We start from the raw sequence: 15,482 nt of genomic DNA, 5'->3' as shown, positions 1-15,482 counted from the left end.
CGTCCGCGCGCCACGGCACGACGGCGACGCCGTCGGCCGCCAGCGCGCGATCGAGCGGCGTCGCCGCCAGATCGGGGTGATCCCAACGGGTCACCCGATCGATGGCGAGCTCCGCGCAGATGCGCCGCGCATAGGCGGGGACGGCTTCGCCGGCATCGGCCGCGCGCGCGGTCCAGACGGTGCCGGTCAGCGCCGACCAGTTCGCGCCGAACTGGTCGATGCGCTCCTGCACCGTCGTCCGCCGCGCGGCGTAATGCTCCGGCACGCCGACGAACGGGCGCGCAGGCGCCTCCGCGAGCGGCGCCTGCCGGCCGAGCCGCGAGCGGAGCCGGGCCATGAAGGCGTCGCGGCCGTCGATCGTGCCGCTCGGCACGGACGGGGCGTCGCCGCCTCGAATGTTCACTTTCATCGTGTTCGCTCCTTTCCGTCCGTGCCGGCATCGCCGTCGGCCAGCTCCCGCCGCAGCGATTCCCATCGCTCGCGGAACGACAGCTTCGGCTTCATCGGCAAAAAGCGCGACTGCGTCCAGCCGGCCAGCGGTCCGGGCGCCCGCCGGATCGCGCCGCCGCGCAGCAGCGGCTTTTGCAGCCAGTAGGCGGCCTTGTTCGCCATCCGGTACAGCGTCACGTTGCCGAAGGCGGTCGCATACGTCTTGAAGGCGATGCGCTCCGCCCCCGGCGTCAGCTTCAGCTTCACTTTCCGGTGCCGCAGCTGAACGAGCATGTCGTGCAGCGGTATTTTCACCGGACACGCTTCGTAGCAGGCGCCGCACAAGCTGGAGGCGTATGCGAGCTGGCCGGCTTCCTCATAGTCCTGCTGCAGCAGCGGCGTGAGCACGGCGCCGATCGGTCCGCTGTAAACGGAGCCGTACGTATGGCCGCCGACTTGCCGGTACACCGGGCATACGTTCAGGCAGGCGGCGCAGCGAATGCAGTGCAGCACCTCCTGAAACTGCGGATCGCCGAGCTGCGCGGAACGGCCGTTGTCGAGAACGAGCACGTGCAGCTCCTCCGGTCCGTCGAGATCGCCGTCGCGGCGCGGTCCCGTAACGAACGACGTATACGTCGTCAGCTTTTGCCCGGTCGCGCTCCGCGCCAGCAGGTTGAGCATCACTTCGACGTCGGCGAACGTGGGGACGAGCCGTTCCATTCCCATGACGACAACGTGAATTTTCGGAATCGTCGACACCATCCGCGCATTGCCTTCGTTCGATACGAGCGTAACGGTACCGGTTTCGGCGATGCCGAAGTTGCAGCCGGTCAGGCCGATATCGGCCTCCAGAAACACGTTGCGCAGCTGACGGCGGGCGTAGTCGGCCAGCTGTCTCGTCTCCGGCGGAAACGTTTCGCCCGAATGGGACGAAAACAGGTCGGCGATTTGCTGCTTGTTTTTATGGATGGCCGGGATGATCAAATGGGAAGGCGTCTCCTTCGCCAGCTGCAAAATATATTCGCCGAGATCGGTTTCGATCGCTTCGACGCCGATTTCCTCCAGCCGATGGTTGAGATGGATTTCCTCCGACACCATCGACTTTCCTTTGGCGACGAGCTTCGCCTGCGCTTTGCGGGCGATATCTAGAAACGTCCGGACCGCGTCTTCGCCGGTTTGGCAAAAGTGGACGTGGCCGCCCGCCTTGGCGACGTTGTCGGAAAACTGCGTCAAGTAGTAATCGAGGTTGGAGACGACATGCTCGCGGATCGCGCGCCCTCTTTCGCGCCACGTTTCCCAGTCGCCGAAATCGTCCATCGCCTTCAGCTTGCCGGTTTTCAGCTTATCCGTCGTGAAGGCGACCGCATTTCGCAAAAATCCGTCGCCCAGCGCGATTTCGGTCCGCTTTTTCAGGCCGGAGCCGATTTTGGCCAGCGCTTCCGCCTGCGGATCCGCTCCGTGATGCGCCGTCGTGCTCATCGCGCGTTCCCCCCTTGTTCCAGCAGCTCGGCGAGATGCATGACGCGAACCGGCCTGCCTTCTTTGTTGAGCCGTCCTTCGATGTTCATCAGGCAGCCCATGTCGGTGCCGACGAGCACGTCCGCGCCCGTTTCGAGCACATGCTTCGCCTTCTCGCACACCATCGCCTCCGACATGTCCGCCATTTTCACCGCAAACGTGCCGCCGAAGCCGCAGCAATCTTCGCGGTGGGGCAGGTCGACCAGCTCCAGGCCGCGAACGTTCCGCATCAGCTCGCCGGGCTCCGTTCTGACGCCGAGCAGCCGCATGGCGTGGCACGAAGGATGGTACGTCGCCTTGTGCGGGAAGGAAGCGCCTACATCGGTGACGCCGAGCACCTTAACGAGAAATTGCGAAAACTCGTACGTTTTGGCGATGAGCGCCTCGGCTTTCGCCCTCCATTCGGGCTCGTCCTTGAACAGCTCCGGGTAGTAATGATGAACCATGCCGGTGCAGGAGCCGGAAGGGGAGACGACATAGTCGCTGTGCTCGAACGCGCGAATCCACTGACGCGCCACGACGCGCGCCTCGTCCTGATAGCCGCTGTTGAACGCCGGCTGGCCGCAGCACGTCTGCAGCTCGGGAAAATCGACCTCGCACCCGTACCGGTGAAGCAGCCGGACAACGCTTTCTCCGACCTGCGGATACATCATGTCGGCCAGACACGTAATAAAGAGCGATACTTTCACGGGGCACCTTCTTTCTCGAGGCTCGCGATCGAACAGTCGATCGAAATGGGTACATCGGATGAATCTCCGGTATAGTTCCGGAATCGCTCGAGACCCGCTCGAGACCCGCTCGGGACTCGCTCAAGAACCGCTCGAGATTTGCCCGAGACCGGCTCGAGACCGGCTCGAGACCGTTCCGGTTCTCCGAAAATTTATCCGTAGTCGTTCCTGTTATCAGGTTATCAGACAACTGCCGAATTGAAAAGAGGGATCGTTAAAAAAACGGCCGGCGAAAACGTTTCAGCCGTCCTTCCGGGTTCCTATTCGATTAAAGCATGAAGCGAATGGGCCTACTGCGCCCGGCGTATCAATATGCTGCAGTGCTTTTGGAATCGGACGAACTGGAAAACCTCCAGTTTAACCCGCTCACCTCGTGGTGTCGTTTCGAGATACCGGGAAAAGCTCCGGTTAAAATGGCGCCGAATCGGCGAAAAGTACGTTGTAGGGGAATGTATCGGGACGTTGTCCCGTTGGTTTGTCCGGAAACGGGAAACTTCCGTAAATAACGGGAGCAATTCCATCCCGTTTCCCGCTCCGCCGCCGTGTCGTCGTGCAAACTAACACGCGAGCGGGAAGGGGGATTAGACTCCGGACCCCGGGTAAGTCCGTGAACTTTCCGTACCCATCCTCATTCCCTCTGAGCTCATGCGCGCGGATTTCGATTTCATTTGCACTTCAGGTTTTCGGGCATGGGGCTAACGAACCGAGCAATCGCTATCGGCGCCGAATGCGGAGGGGTGAATAAGTTTACGAACTCCAGTATCGCTATTGACGGCAAATCGGCTCGTTTTCTTCCACTTTCGGCTCGATAGCGATGTCCGGATTCGTTAGCCTGGAAAAAGGATCGTTTTTCCGTCAATAAGCATGCTACGATTCGTCAGCCCATCGACACACCGATCCCCAGGTTGCCGGGCGCTCGCCAAAAAAATCGCCGCAGGACGTCTTGCGAACGTCCAACCGACGCCCGAAAGGCTGCGATCTGCTGCTGCAAGCGCAGCAACCGCAACGTTACGGAATCGGCGGCCTCTATTGGCTATAATCGATCGGCTTCATCTGAAACGGCTGCCACAGCTACTATTTGCCAACAATCGCCGGCCAAGGGGATATTTTCGGCAATTGGGCGCATCCGCTTCCGTTCGAAATCGATCAGTTCGAAACGGACCCGTACAGCGGCCGCCATTTCCGTTAGCTTCGAGGAACACTGCCGCTGTTTCCTTCAAAAGTTCGTTTATACGCTTTGGCGAACTTCAACAGTCGGAAACGTTGAAAAAACGGCGCCACGTTTTACGGTTTGGCGCCGCCTTTTCGCTTCAAATGCTTCATGATCTCTTCCTCGACGTGGATCAAATGCTTGCGCATTGCCGCCTGCGCGCCTTCCGCATCCCGGGCGGCGACGGCGTCGGCGATCGCCTTGTGCTCGCGCCACAGCTTTCCGGCGATTTCGCGGTCGGCGTACAGCCGGACCCTTCTCGTTTCGCGGATCGTCAGCTCGACCTGCGCAGAGATCGTTTCCAGCAGCTTGACCATGATCGAATTGTGGGTCGCTTCGGCGAGCGTCATATGAAAGCGCATGTCCTGCTTTTCGCCGACCGTTTCCGTTCCGCGCTCGCTGTCCATGTCGGACAACACCGCTTCGAGGGCGGCCACGTCTTCGTCGGTTCGTTTCGCGGCGGCCAGTCCGGCGTTGGCCACCTCCAGCGAGATGCGCGCCTCGAGCAGCTCGACGACCGCTTCCATGCTCGTAAACAGATGCTCGAAGCGGGGCACATCCATCTCGGCGTCGTCCACGCTGCGCACGAAGCAGCCTTCGCCTTGGCGAATTTCGATGAGGCCCATCGCCTTCAGCATGCTGAGCGCTTCGCGCATCGTGGAGCGTCCGACCTCGTACCGCTCGGTCAGCTCCCGCGTCGAAGGGAGCTTCTGTCCGGGCGTCAGCTTGCCGGCGACGATCTGTTCCTTGATTTGCTCGGCGATTTGCTCGTATATTTTGCGCGGGGCGATTCGCGTTACTTCCATTTCGGCCGCTCCTCCATGAAACTGATACGTTCTATTGTAGCACAACGGGAGGGACGTTTGGAAAGCGGGGCTTGGCAATGATGACAATGATATCCAAAATATAGTAAAATAAGGTCGTGTCGAAAAAGAGATAGGAGTGGGAGGATGAGGAAGCCGATTCTAGTGTCGATGATTGTCTTTTTCGTTTGTACCGGCTTTTCGTCGGACACTGCGGATGTCCGGATTTTTCCCGCCAAATTGATGATAGGCGGTAAGCTCGAACAAATCCCCGGGCGGTATCACATTTTCAACCACGAGGGTAACGCTTATTTGCCTGTAAGGTATTTAGCCGACAAATTGAAATTTATAGTCGATTACGACGAGAAAACGAGCACGATTATGATCGAGCCCGATTTTAAAACTGGTCCGAAGGTGACGAAGGATCAGGCCAAATTGGTCGCGTATGAAGTATACGGGTTTACGGGCGTACAGGAGCCCGTTTTGAGACATTTAACGCCGGAAGAATTGAAGCTGCGTCCGGACGATCCGAGCGATCCAACTCCCGTTTATTATGTGGCGGAGGCCCGCAACGCGCAGAAGGAGCGATCAACGGTTTACGTCTCCTCCAATTCGGCGAAGCATCATTTTATTTCGCAAAGCGGAGAGTGAGCGGCGTACGGCCATGAGAGACGACGCGGTCAAAAAATTGCGGCTGCACAGTTCGCAAACGCTTCGGTATAGGAGATTGCGGCCCCATGAGTCCCTTATTTTGGGCGAAAAGGCATTTTCGGAAAAATAGCGGTTGGTAAGGACACTTAGTTCCTCCGAAACCGCTTCTGCGTACTGAGTTTCATTCAAATAAGAGCCACGAACGTCCGCCATTTGTCGGAATTGGCCGATCTTGTTCGGTTAAGCCGCTCCAAAATCTTCCTATCCTTACCGAATCCAGGCGGACACGCCGAACTGTCCGGCGATCCGTCTATGTTCGCTCGCAGTTCCGTTGCAGAAAAAAAAGACGCCCGGCGCGCAAGGCGCAAGGACGTCCCATATGACGTACAGGCTCGATCCACGGGACCTTATGTCCCGCGGCCCATCCAGTTCTTTACAATACCCGGCGGGCCGTAACGTAATGCGTGGACCAATAACCGGAGTTGATCGAGGAAATGCCGACTCCGTCGAACGATGGGCTGTTATGTATCATTTGTCCGTTTCCTATGTAGATGCCCACGTGACCGATCGTTCCTTGCTTGCTTGTCCAGAAAAAGACGAGATCGCCTTTTTGCAAATTGCTTTTCGCCACATACGTGCCGGCGTCTTTCTGGTAACGCGTTCCCCAGCGGAGCGATATGCCTTCCAGGCCGAACACGTATTTCGTAAACGCCGAGCAATCCATCACCGAGGTCGGTTTGTTGACGCCGTAATCGTAGCGGACGACGCCTTTGAGCGCTTGCGCGTGGGCGATAATCCGGTCCGCCTTCGCCGACGCCGTCGATCCTCCGCCCGACGATCCGCCCGACGACCCGCCGGATGGCGCTCCCGAAGCGTTGACGTAGCGGGTGGAAGCATATCCCGTTTTTCCGTTATAAGATATTTTATACCAGTAGGAATTGACTTTTTCCAAAATCTCGACCGACGAACCGGCTTTGATCAATTGATAGACCGAGCTGCCCGTCGAAGGCGCGGAACGGAAATTGACGGATCGTTCGACCGTGCCCGGCGAAGCGAAGGCGCTCGTGGAAATCGTAAGCGACAGGGCGGCAATGGAAACCAAGCTAACAATCTTTTTCTTCATGTCATCCCTCCTGCTAGTAATTGTAGCTCGTCCGGGAAGGGATTTCATTGGCAAAATGTTTACATGTAAGGAAAGGCGCCCCTCATTTTCAAAGTAAGGAAACGTCTCCCTTACTATGAAAATAATTTTCAAAGCTTAGCCGGTCGGCGGCGCTTCCATTCGGCCGTCGCGCAGCGCGATGATCTGGTCGGCGCAGCGCAGCGCGTAAGGCTTGTTGCTGACGACGAGACACGTCATGCCGTCCCGTCTGCGGAGCGCGTCGATGCGACGCCACATTTCGATCTCGGTTTCCGCGTCCAAAGCGCTGGAAATGTCGTCGAGCACCCAAAGCGGCGCCCGCCTGACGGCCATGCGGGCTACCGCGACGCGCTGCCGCTGCCCGCCGGACAAAGTTGCTCCCCCGGGACCGATCCGCGTATCGAGTCCGTCCGGAAACCGCGCCAAATCTTGTTCCAGCACGGCGATATGCAGTGCTTCACGGAGAAACGAATCGTCCGCATGGCCGAGCAAAATGTTGTCCCGGATCGTCCCGCCGAACAGGAACGGGACTTGCGGCACGTAAGCGGCCAGCGGGGGAGCGAGGGGGCCATCGCCGATGCGGTCGCGTTCGCCGCGCCAAACGATATCTCCCGCCACGTCGGGCAAAAGGCCGAGCAAGGCGCGAAGCAGCGTCGTTTTGCCGGATCCGACGGGGCCCGTAATAACGGTAAACGACGACGGGGGCAGGACGAACGAAATGTCGCGAACGCCTTTGTCCGTTCCCGGATAAGCGCAGCTTAACCGGCGCACCTCGATGCGGATCGGCGGCCGTGCTTCCGGGTTCGCGGACGCCGGAAGCGGCGGCGGTCCCCCGTTCAAATAGAGCGAATCGGAGGCGGTCAGCTTGCGAATGGGATCGGTCCCGAGCAGTTCTCCGATTCTCGACAGCGCCGCTTCCGTTTTGCGGACGCCGGCCGCGGCCGCAGACATGAGGCGTACCGTGCCCGACATATAGCCGAGGAAAAAAACGAACAGGGCAAAGCCGCCGACCGTCACTTCGCCGGAGCGCAGCTTGCCGCCGAGCGCGAGCAGCAGGAGGGCGGTTCCGCCCGCGACGATGTATTCGTTGACGGAGGCAAGGGCGGCGCTGCATACGGCTCCGCGTCTTCCCGCGTCCGCCCGTTCGTCGCCAAGCCCGCGGAGCCGTTTCAGGAACGCGCCGGCGGCGTTGTTGACGCGAATCGCCTCGCGATGGCGGAGCATGTCGGACAGCAAGCCGAGAAACCGGTCGGACGATTGCTGCTGCCGTTCGATATGGCGGCCGATTCGGCGTTTCAGCAGACGACCGGCCCCAAGGGCCGCCGGCAGCGGAACGAACAGGACGACGGCGGCCTGCCAATCGACGGCGGCCAGCATCGCCAGTCCGCCTGCGGAAAACAGGAAATACGCCGACAAGTAGGACAAATCCCACATTAACGATTCGGGAGCGGCCACGTCGGTGCGGAGCAAATTCGACAGCTTTCCTTCCGCGATCGGCAGCGGTGCGGCCCCCGGTCGCTCCAGGACGAACCGGAACAGGTTGCGGCGGAACGTCGCGCGCACGATTTCCGTCAAGCCGTAGCTGAGCGCCAGATCGATCGAATACGTGATCGCCTGAACGATCGGGACGGCGACCAGAAGCGCCGCGATTTCGTATACGGCGCCGACCGTCAGCGACGAAGCGGAGGCGAGGTCGAAAAAACGTTTGATCAGCAATCCGCACAGCGCGCCCAACCCGGCATACCCGAAAATGCGGATGAACGCGACGATTCCGTATCGAAACGGGGAATAAAGGAAAATCGCTTTTACGACGGTACGTACGTCTCTCATTCGTTTTCGCCCGCCTCCCGCAGCAGCTTGGCGTATACGCCGGCCGGGTCGCGCGACGGCGACCGCGTTTCGCCGAACTCGACGGCTTTTCCGTCCCGCATGACGAGGATATAGTCCGTTGCAGCCAGCGTCTCAAGCTTGTGGGCGATCACGATGGCCGTCCGACCCCGCAGCAGCGTTTCGGTCGCGGCGCCGATCGTCCGCTCCGTTTCCGGATCGATGCGGGAAGTCGCTTCGTCCATAATGACGATGTCCGGGCGCTTCAAGAAGGCGCGGGCGAACGCGATCAGCTGCGCTTCTCCCGCGGACACGTTATGCCCGTCCATGCCGATCGGCTTGTCGAGACCTTCCGGAAAGCGGCTCAACCATGCCTCCATATGCAGAAGCCGCAGCGCTTCGTGAATGCGTTCGTCCTCCACCGAGTCGTCGAACATCGTTATATTGTCGCGCAGCGATCCTTCGAACAGCTCGACCGACTGAGGGACGTAGGCGATGCGCGCGCCGACGGCGTCCGTGTCGAATTGCCGGATATCGGCGCCGCCGATCGTAATCGTCCCTTGCTGCGGCTCGTACAGCCGGAACAGCAGCTTCGCGACCGTCGATTTGCCGCTGCCCGTTTTGCCGACGATGCCGACGGACCGCCCGGCCGGAACATGCAGGCTGAACTCGCGGACGACCGGATTCGTTTTCTCGTAACCGAACGTCACGTTTTCGAAACGGACGGATACCGGCCCGTCGGGGACGGCCCGCCTGCCGGCGGCGCGCGCCGTGTTGTCGTTCGCTTGCGCTTCGCCGAACAGCTCGCCGATGCGGTGCAGGGCGGCGCCCGCCTGCTGCAGGTCCGACATTTCGGCGACGATGTTGCGCAGCGGCACGAGCAGCATCGCAACGTAGTAATGGACGAGGAACATCGTTCCGATCGACAAATCGGCCCCGTTCAGCGCGACCAGACCGAGACATAGCAGCGTACCGGCCGTGACGGCGGCGAGCGTCACTTCGCCGGCGTTCAGCGTCAGCCCGAGTACGGTTCCCGTCCGTCGGCGCGTCCGGTACACGCTCCGCAGCCGTTCGTAATAGACGGCAAGCGCGTGCGGCGCCGCGTCGAGCGCGCGAATATCTTCCCTTCCGGCCATGCGTTCTTCCATATAGCCGAGCAAATCGGCGGATTCGGCCAAATACCGGCGGACGGTTCGGGTGCCGCGGCCGCCCATCCCGTGCAGCACGATCAAGGCTGCGGCGGTCAACGCGGCGACGACCGCTCCGACAACCGGATGGATGATCCAGACGGCGGCCGCAGCCGCCGCGACGAGCAGGTGATTGCCGACGACCTTCAGCGCGAACGCCGACAAAAAATTGTTCAGCCTGCCGACGTCGCCGTCGATCCGCTCGAGCAGCTCGCCCGGCGGGTGCAGCTTGTGGAATTCCGAGCCGCGGTCGAGGCAGAGCCGGGTCAGCTCGAGCCGCAGCCGGTTCGTCACGTCCCACGTCAGCTTGCCGGTCATCGACTGCGCGGCGACCGTCGCGACCTGCCGCAGCGTCGTAAGCAGCAGAAACAGCGCAGCGCTCGTCGCCAGCACGGACAGGTCGCGCCCTTCCTTTGCCTGGTCGATGAACAGCTGCAGGTAGCGGGGACTGTATACCTGCAGCGCGATACCGGCGGCAAGAAGCGCGAACAGCAAGGCAGCTTTGCCTTTGTGCGGGGCGAGCCGGGTCGCGATAAAGCGGATTTTTCCGAGGGCGGGGGATGCGGGCATCGGGGCCTCCTTGGGCGAAGTTTCGGTTCCTTCAAAAAAGTAATGGAAAAATCGGGAAAAGTATAGACTTATATTCGCCCGCGGTTTATACTAATAATATGGATGTCGAGGAAATCCTACTTGTGTTTGCTTATGTCCGAAACAGTAAATCCCGCTCTCTGTCGAGGGCGGGTTTTTTCATCGATAAAGTATGTTTAACTTCGCTAAAGTACTAAAGCGAAGTGCGGCATTCTTTGCCAAGAACAGGCTGCCGCTACAATACGAATGCGCCGCATCGAAAGGCTCCGATCAAAAGCTTTTCTTAGGATCGCCCGGCAACCGGACTCCGTGCCGGTTGATGCGGGATGGAACGAATCGTAGCATGCTTTTCGCCGAAAAAACGAATTTTTTTTTGGGCTAACGAATCCGGACATCGCTATCCAGCCAAACATGGAAGAAAACGATCCGATTTGCCGGCAATAGCGATACTGGAGTTCGTAAACAAATTGTACCCCCCTCGCTCGGCTCCGATAACGATCGCTCGGTTCGTTAGCCGTATGTCCGAAATCCGGAAGGCGAATGGAAATCGAAAGCAGCTCGCAGGAAGTCAAGAGGGAGCGGGGATGGAGGCGGAACGAATAAGACTTCAAAACCAACGGTTGGAGCCTAGTCCCTATTTCCAGCACACCTAAGTTTGGGTTTGCACATCTAAGGACCGTCCGGTGCAATTCCTTACTGTTTTTCTTTTGTTAAAGTCAAGGGGCGTTACGCCTGTATTCTCTGTTTCGTCTTTTGCTCGCGGTTTGTGACGTGGGGTGCCGGCCATTTGTTTCGTGAAGACTCGATTTAAGGAGGCTTGGGACCGCTATCGTCTTAACGCAAAAAAACCGTCCGATTCGGACGGTTTTTTTGTATTTCCTTACTTCGCCGCTCCGTTCAAAGCGACGTTGGAGAAAACGGAGGCGTTATAGTTGTCGATCAAGTTGTTCTCCTCGGCGGCGTCGACGGCGAGACCGACGTATAACGGGCCGGCCCCGGTCAGCGCGGCGGACGAAACGAGCCTCCAGCTTGCCCCGTCGGCGGATATGTAGCCCGATAACGTATCGCCCGCCCGGACCAGCTTCACCCAATACGGCGTATGCAGGCCGGCGATCGGCGGCGTCTCGGCGAGCGGCGCTCCGACCGCGTCGCGGTCATAAAAGACGGCGACGTAGGCTTCGCCGCGCACGGACAGCGCCATCATCGCTTCGCGGGCGCCTGGCTCAAGGCTTTCGCGCATCATGACGCCGGCTCTGTTGTTGGGCGCGACGTCGGTAATGCGGTCGATGCGGGCGACGATCTCGCCCTCGCCTTCCAGCTTGCGGTAGGCGAAATGGAACGAATCGTTTTCGCGCCAATTGCCGGAGCCTTTCAACGTGTACACATCGTCCGTGACCGACGTATGTCCGGGAATTCCGGGCGTTCCGACATCGACCGTTTTCCACGGCGACGTACTCGTATTCGTGTTGACATGGATCGGTACGGCGGTCGAATCCGTCGACGTGCCGCTGTTGTCGATCGCTTTCGCCATGACGTAGTAGGTGCCGTCGGCCACGTGGTTCCAGGTCATTTGGAACGGGGCCTTCGCGTCTTCGCCGATTTTTTCGCCGTTTGCGTAAAATTCCACCTTCGTTACCGTCCCGTCCGAATCGGATGCGTCCGCGGCGATCACGACCGTGCTTTTCGCACGGAACAGCTCGTGCTGCTCCGGCTTGACGAGCCGGACCGTCGGATTGTTCGATCCGTTTGCGGCGATCGCATTCAAATAGGTTTCCAGATTCGTGTAGCCGTCGCCGTCCAAGTCGCCGTTGCGATCGGCCGGATCGTGCGGATTCAGCCCCCGGGCCTGCTCCCAATCGTCCGGCATGCCGTCATGGTCGGAATCTTGCGGGGCGGGCGCGCTTTGCAGAACGGGCCAGCCGCCGACCTCCGTTTGCGAATTGATCTGTCTGCCGGTGCGGTTCCGGACGTCGCCGACGAGCCGGGCGTCGACGGAATCCCTTTTCGGCAAAATCGCACCCGCTCCGTTCAGCACGAGCTCGTACGCTTCCTCCGCCGTCTGCGTCGTGACCGGAGCGGCGGGCACCGGTTCGCTTCGCACCTGCTTGCCGGCGTCCAATACGACGCCGAGCCAGTTGTCGGCCGTCACGGCCGGATCGCCGTCGACGTAATTCCCCGCGACGTACAACGAGCCTCGCGAGCCGGTTTGCTCGTGCAGTCGGGAACGCTTGTCGAGCGCCGTATCGGGTCCGTATTTGAAATAGTTGTTGATCATGTTCAGGTCGGAAGCGTCCCCGCCGTAAGCGGACTGATAGTTCCAGTTGTAGATGACGTTGTTGCGGAAATCGAGCGTCGGGTCCTCGCGGACCGTTCCTTTGAATCGGGCGTTCCGGCTGGCGTTATGGATGAGCAGGTTATGATGGTAGGTCGAATTGCCGGCTCCCCACAGCCCGCCGAAGCCGTGCCGTCCCTTTTTATGCTTGGACATGTGCAGCGCTTCGCCGACGATCGACCATTGGACGGTCGTATTTTCGTTCTCGTAAGGGGAGAGCACTTCGTCGATCGCCCACGTGAACGAGCAGTGGTCGATGATGATGTTTTTATGCTTGCGGATGGACATCGCGTCCTCCTCGCCGGGAGGAATGTCGCCGAGCCGGAACCGCATGTAGCGGATGATGATGTTGTCGGCATCGACGATGACCGGGTAATGGTTGATGCTGACGCCGTCGCCGGGTGCGGTTTGTCCGGCCAACGTCAGGTTGGAGACGCGGATAATGAGCTTCGATTTCAAATCGATGTTGCCCGACACGCGAAAGACGACGGTCCGGTTGCCTCGGCTGACCGCATCGCGCAGCGATCCGGGGCCGGAATCGTTCAGATTGGTCACCTCGTACACGTCGCCGCCGCGGCCTCCGGACGTATACATGCCGCCGCCTTCGGCTCCGGGAAAAGCCGGCAGCATGCCGGTTGCGGCCGGCTCGGCGGCGTTGGCTCCCGGAAGCAGCAGCGCGGCCGCGATCAGGGCGGAGAGCAGCGAGGCGGTCCATGTTTTGGCTTTGTTCATCAATTCGAGCTCCTTTCGGTAAGCGTTTTCCTTTCCGCTTTTATCATACAAAGCCGGAGCCGGCAACGAATTAGGCTTATCGCCGCTTTCTATAGGCCGATCATGCTTTTTCGGGAACCGGATCGGCATTCATTTTTGGCGATTCCCGGATCTGTAAATGCAGTCATCGAACAGTTGTCCATTTCGGCTTTTGACCGGACTAAACAAGGAGCGGCGGCATGAGCGTCATCGAGCGGGAGCTGCGCCTGCAAACGGACGGTTTCCCCGGACAAACGGCGTTGTCGATCCGACGGCACGAGCATGTCCGGCTTATGCGCAGCGTCCGGCTGCTTTTGTTTGTAATGGGTGGCTGCAGGTGCGGATTTTTCGATACGCAGTTGCTCGATTCGCAAAGCAGGTTTCTTGTGTAAGGGTTATAGCGCTGTGGGGAGCGAGCGTTTGCAAGCGGGGGACGGACAGGGCGGCGCGGTACGGGGGCAAAAGGGAAGAAGACGGCATAACGGCCGTCTTTTCCGGTTTTCCGTCGTTTTTGCCGGTGGCAGTCGGCGTCATTGCGTCCGTCTTCGCGTGATCCCGCGCGCGATTACGATCACGGAAAGTCCGGCCTTCGCCTACTCAATCGAAGCGGTCAAAGCGGCAAAGCCCGCCGCGGCGGTCACCGCCGGGTTGCAGGTTTTCGAGGGCATCTCTTATTTAAAAAGGACCTTGGCGGCATTTCGGGAATGCATGAATGTCCTGGATGTCCTGGAACGGATAATGAAACGTGGCGAACTGCGCATGGTACAAATATTGCAGGATGAATAGTTCGCCGGCTTGCACCTGGCATAAAATGCCGGCTACGCCTTGGCCGGATTTTAACGAAATGCCGACGGGCTGTCCGAGCAGGCTTCTCGCTTTTTGCTGCAGCGGCGGTTGGGGCTGGGGGATCGGGAAGTGTCGGTTCATCGGGCTGCCTCCTTTGCGGGTCGTTTTCGAGCCTACGCCAGTATATGCGTACGCGTCCCGGTTCAGTAGGCGCCCGACCGCAAAACGATTACGGCAGTTCCTCGCAAAGCGGCTCCATATCGCCAATCAGATCGGGAATCCAGCCGTCCGAGCCCGGAATCGCATTCGTTCCGCCGTTCGCGAGCCAATACAAGCTGCGAATGAGCCAGCAAAGGCCGCCGACGGCCGTTTGCCGTTTCAGCTCGGCCGCGCTCATGCCGGGCTGCGCGAGTTCTTCCAAGTAGGCGTTCAGAACCGCGTCTCGCGGAACGCCGCAAAAATCGTTCGCTTCAACGGCGAGGCGGTATAAGTCGCCCAAATGCGGGCTCAAGTATGCATTGGACCAATCGACGGGCATGATGCGTCCGTTTTGAACGACCCAATTTTTGGCGTGGTAATCGTGGTGAACGATCGTCATCGGCTCGGAACGATACAACCGGTCGAGCGGCCCGGGCAGCGATTGCCGGACGCGCGGCAGGACGGGATTGCCGGAGTACGGGGAGGCATGCAGCAGCCGATCCAGCTGACGCAAAAACGTTTCGGCCGTAACGATGTAGCGGTCCGCAACGCCGCGAGGGATCCGCCCGCCTTTCAAATGGGCGGAGGCGCATTTTCGAAGCCGGGACAGCTCTTTCGCCGCTTCCGCAAAATGGGCGGGCTCCGGACGCTGCTCCACGTTGTTCGGACCGACATCCTCCATAAGCAGCATGCCTTGCCGGGAGTCGCTTTCGGCGAAGTAAAGGCGGGGCGATCGGATTTGCAGCGGGATCAACAAGTCCGTGTAAACGGACGCTTCTCGGGCCATCTCGCCGCCTCCCCATTTGACGATGCGGGTCTCTCCGCCGTTGAGCGTGATCCGATATACTTCGGACAGCGACCATCGTCTTAACGTCCGCCACGCTACGGCCCGCTCCAGTTCGGGCAAACGTTTCGCGTACGCTTTCAATCGTTCCGGTACATGAGTCATTTTGCAGCAGCTCCATTCCTTCGGTTGTGCGCGCCCCATCAGCTTCGCACATTTTTTGGCAAAAAAGTAGACTGAACATTTCTGTTTTGGTATGATGTTGAATGGAGTCTGGTTAAAAAAATAGCTATGCGCATCGAATCGGCATATGAAGAAAGACCGCTGGAGAAAGGCGCTCCAACGGTCTTTTTTATCGATAAAGAAGGTTGAATCTCGCCAAAGCATTAAAGTGAAGTGCGACATTCTTAACCAAGAACAAGCTGCCGCTAAAGAACGGATGTACACCATCGAAAAGGTTCGATAGAAGCTTTTCTTAGCGTACCGAGGGAATGGGGATTAGGTCCGGCCGCAGGTGAAGTCTCTGTCTTGATCCGATTTTTGGGGAACA

The 15,482-nt window shown here is 59.4% G+C and carries 11 protein-coding genes and 1 pseudogene; 2 read left to right on the top strand and 10 right to left on the bottom strand.

Features of this window, described 5'->3' with window-relative positions; translation table 11 throughout:
• The 4 genes and pseudogenes from PV407_RS24100 to PV407_RS24085 all read right to left on the bottom strand — a co-directional run.
• A pseudogene (locus tag PV407_RS24100) lies at positions 1-409 on the bottom strand (LutC/YkgG family protein); the annotation flags it as partial.
• Positions 406-1,908: a LutB/LldF family L-lactate oxidation iron-sulfur protein gene (locus tag PV407_RS24095; RefSeq protein WP_332092561.1), complete on the bottom strand. Its 1,503-nt coding sequence runs from the start codon at positions 1,906-1,908 to the stop codon at positions 406-408. The gene PV407_RS24095 and the pseudogene PV407_RS24100, both read right to left, overlap by 4 nt.
• A complete protein-coding gene (locus PV407_RS24090) occupies positions 1,905-2,636 on the bottom strand; it encodes a (Fe-S)-binding protein (RefSeq protein ID WP_332092560.1) in 732 nt (243 codons plus the stop codon). The genes PV407_RS24095 and PV407_RS24090 overlap by 4 nt, the downstream gene beginning before the upstream one ends.
• A gap of 1,323 nt (positions 2,637-3,959) precedes the next feature.
• Positions 3,960-4,691 (bottom strand): FadR/GntR family transcriptional regulator, encoded by a 732-nt coding sequence (locus PV407_RS24085; RefSeq protein ID WP_332092559.1) that lies wholly within the window; start codon positions 4,689-4,691, stop codon positions 3,960-3,962.
• 336 nt (positions 4,692-5,027) lie between these two features.
• Here PV407_RS24085 and PV407_RS24080 point away from each other — a divergent pair, with 336 nt between their 5' ends.
• Complete coding sequence (locus tag PV407_RS24080) at positions 5,028-5,339, top strand: hypothetical protein (protein WP_332092558.1); 312 nt, start codon at positions 5,028-5,030, stop codon at positions 5,337-5,339.
• A gap of 433 nt (positions 5,340-5,772) precedes the next feature.
• On the opposite strand, the gene PV407_RS24075 is transcribed toward PV407_RS24080, so the two are convergent.
• The 4 genes from PV407_RS24075 to PV407_RS24060 form a co-directional block, all read right to left on the bottom strand.
• The gene (locus PV407_RS24075) at positions 5,773-6,462 is read right to left on the bottom strand and encodes a C40 family peptidase (protein ID WP_332092557.1); all 690 of its coding nucleotides are present in this window, start codon (positions 6,460-6,462) and stop codon (positions 5,773-5,775) included.
• Positions 6,463-6,597: 135 nt separating this feature from the next.
• The gene (locus PV407_RS24070) at positions 6,598-8,310 is read right to left on the bottom strand and encodes an ABC transporter ATP-binding protein (protein ID WP_332092556.1); all 1,713 of its coding nucleotides are present in this window, start codon (positions 8,308-8,310) and stop codon (positions 6,598-6,600) included.
• Positions 8,307-10,064 carry an ABC transporter ATP-binding protein gene (locus PV407_RS24065; protein WP_332092555.1) on the bottom strand — a complete coding sequence of 586 codons (1,758 nt, stop codon included), beginning with the start codon at positions 10,062-10,064 and terminating at the stop codon, positions 8,307-8,309. The genes PV407_RS24070 and PV407_RS24065 overlap by 4 nt, the downstream gene beginning before the upstream one ends.
• 898 nt (positions 10,065-10,962) lie before the next feature.
• The gene (locus PV407_RS24060; RefSeq protein ID WP_332092554.1) at positions 10,963-13,146 is read right to left on the bottom strand and encodes an Ig-like domain-containing protein; all 2,184 of its coding nucleotides are present in this window, start codon (positions 13,144-13,146) and stop codon (positions 10,963-10,965) included.
• Between the two features lie 218 nt (positions 13,147-13,364).
• Here PV407_RS24060 and PV407_RS24055 point away from each other — a divergent pair, with 218 nt between their 5' ends.
• Entirely contained in the window at positions 13,365-13,556 is a 192-nt protein-coding gene (locus PV407_RS24055; RefSeq protein ID WP_332092553.1) for a hypothetical protein, read from the top strand.
• A gap of 283 nt (positions 13,557-13,839) precedes the next feature.
• Here PV407_RS24055 and PV407_RS24050 read toward each other — a convergent pair whose 3' ends face one another.
• Both PV407_RS24050 and PV407_RS24045 read right to left on the bottom strand, forming a co-directional pair.
• Positions 13,840-14,091, bottom strand: coding sequence for a hypothetical protein (locus tag PV407_RS24050; RefSeq protein ID WP_332092552.1), 252 nt, complete (start codon positions 14,089-14,091; stop codon positions 13,840-13,842).
• An 88-nt stretch (positions 14,092-14,179) separates the two neighbouring features.
• A complete protein-coding gene (locus PV407_RS24045; RefSeq protein ID WP_332092551.1) occupies positions 14,180-15,097 on the bottom strand; it encodes a phosphotransferase in 918 nt (305 codons plus the stop codon).
• Positions 15,098-15,482 lie beyond the last annotated feature (385 nt).

Origin of the sequence: Paenibacillus sp. GYB003 (assembly GCF_036577625.1) — a bacterium.
Classification (GTDB): domain Bacteria; phylum Bacillota; class Bacilli; order Paenibacillales; family NBRC-103111; genus Paenibacillus_AB.
Note: the sequence above shows the minus strand (reverse complement) of the source record. Positions and strands in the feature narration are given on the sequence as shown.

Bases quoted from the DNA above. Each gene is read 5' to 3' on its own strand.
- PV407_RS24095 (WP_332092561.1), bottom strand. From the start codon at position 1,908: ATGAGCACGACGGCGCATCACGGAGCGGATCCGCAGGCGGAAGCGCTG.
- PV407_RS24085 (WP_332092559.1), bottom strand. From the start codon at position 4,691: ATGGAAGTAACGCGAATCGCCCCGCGCAAAATATACGAGCAAATCGCC.
- PV407_RS24075 (WP_332092557.1), bottom strand. From the start codon at position 6,462: ATGAAGAAAAAGATTGTTAGCTTGGTTTCCATTGCCGCCCTGTCGCTT.
- PV407_RS24070 (WP_332092556.1), bottom strand. From the start codon at position 8,310: ATGAGAGACGTACGTACCGTCGTAAAAGCGATTTTCCTTTATTCCCCG.
- PV407_RS24065 (WP_332092555.1), bottom strand. From the start codon at position 10,064: ATGCCCGCATCCCCCGCCCTCGGAAAAATCCGCTTTATCGCGACCCGG.
- PV407_RS24060 (WP_332092554.1), bottom strand. From the start codon at position 13,146: ATGAACAAAGCCAAAACATGGACCGCCTCGCTGCTCTCCGCCCTGATC.
- PV407_RS24055 (WP_332092553.1), top strand. From the start codon at position 13,365: ATGAGCGTCATCGAGCGGGAGCTGCGCCTGCAAACGGACGGTTTCCCC.
- PV407_RS24050 (WP_332092552.1), bottom strand. From the start codon at position 14,091: ATGAACCGACACTTCCCGATCCCCCAGCCCCAACCGCCGCTGCAGCAA.
- PV407_RS24045 (WP_332092551.1), bottom strand. From the start codon at position 15,097: ATGACTCATGTACCGGAACGATTGAAAGCGTACGCGAAACGTTTGCCC.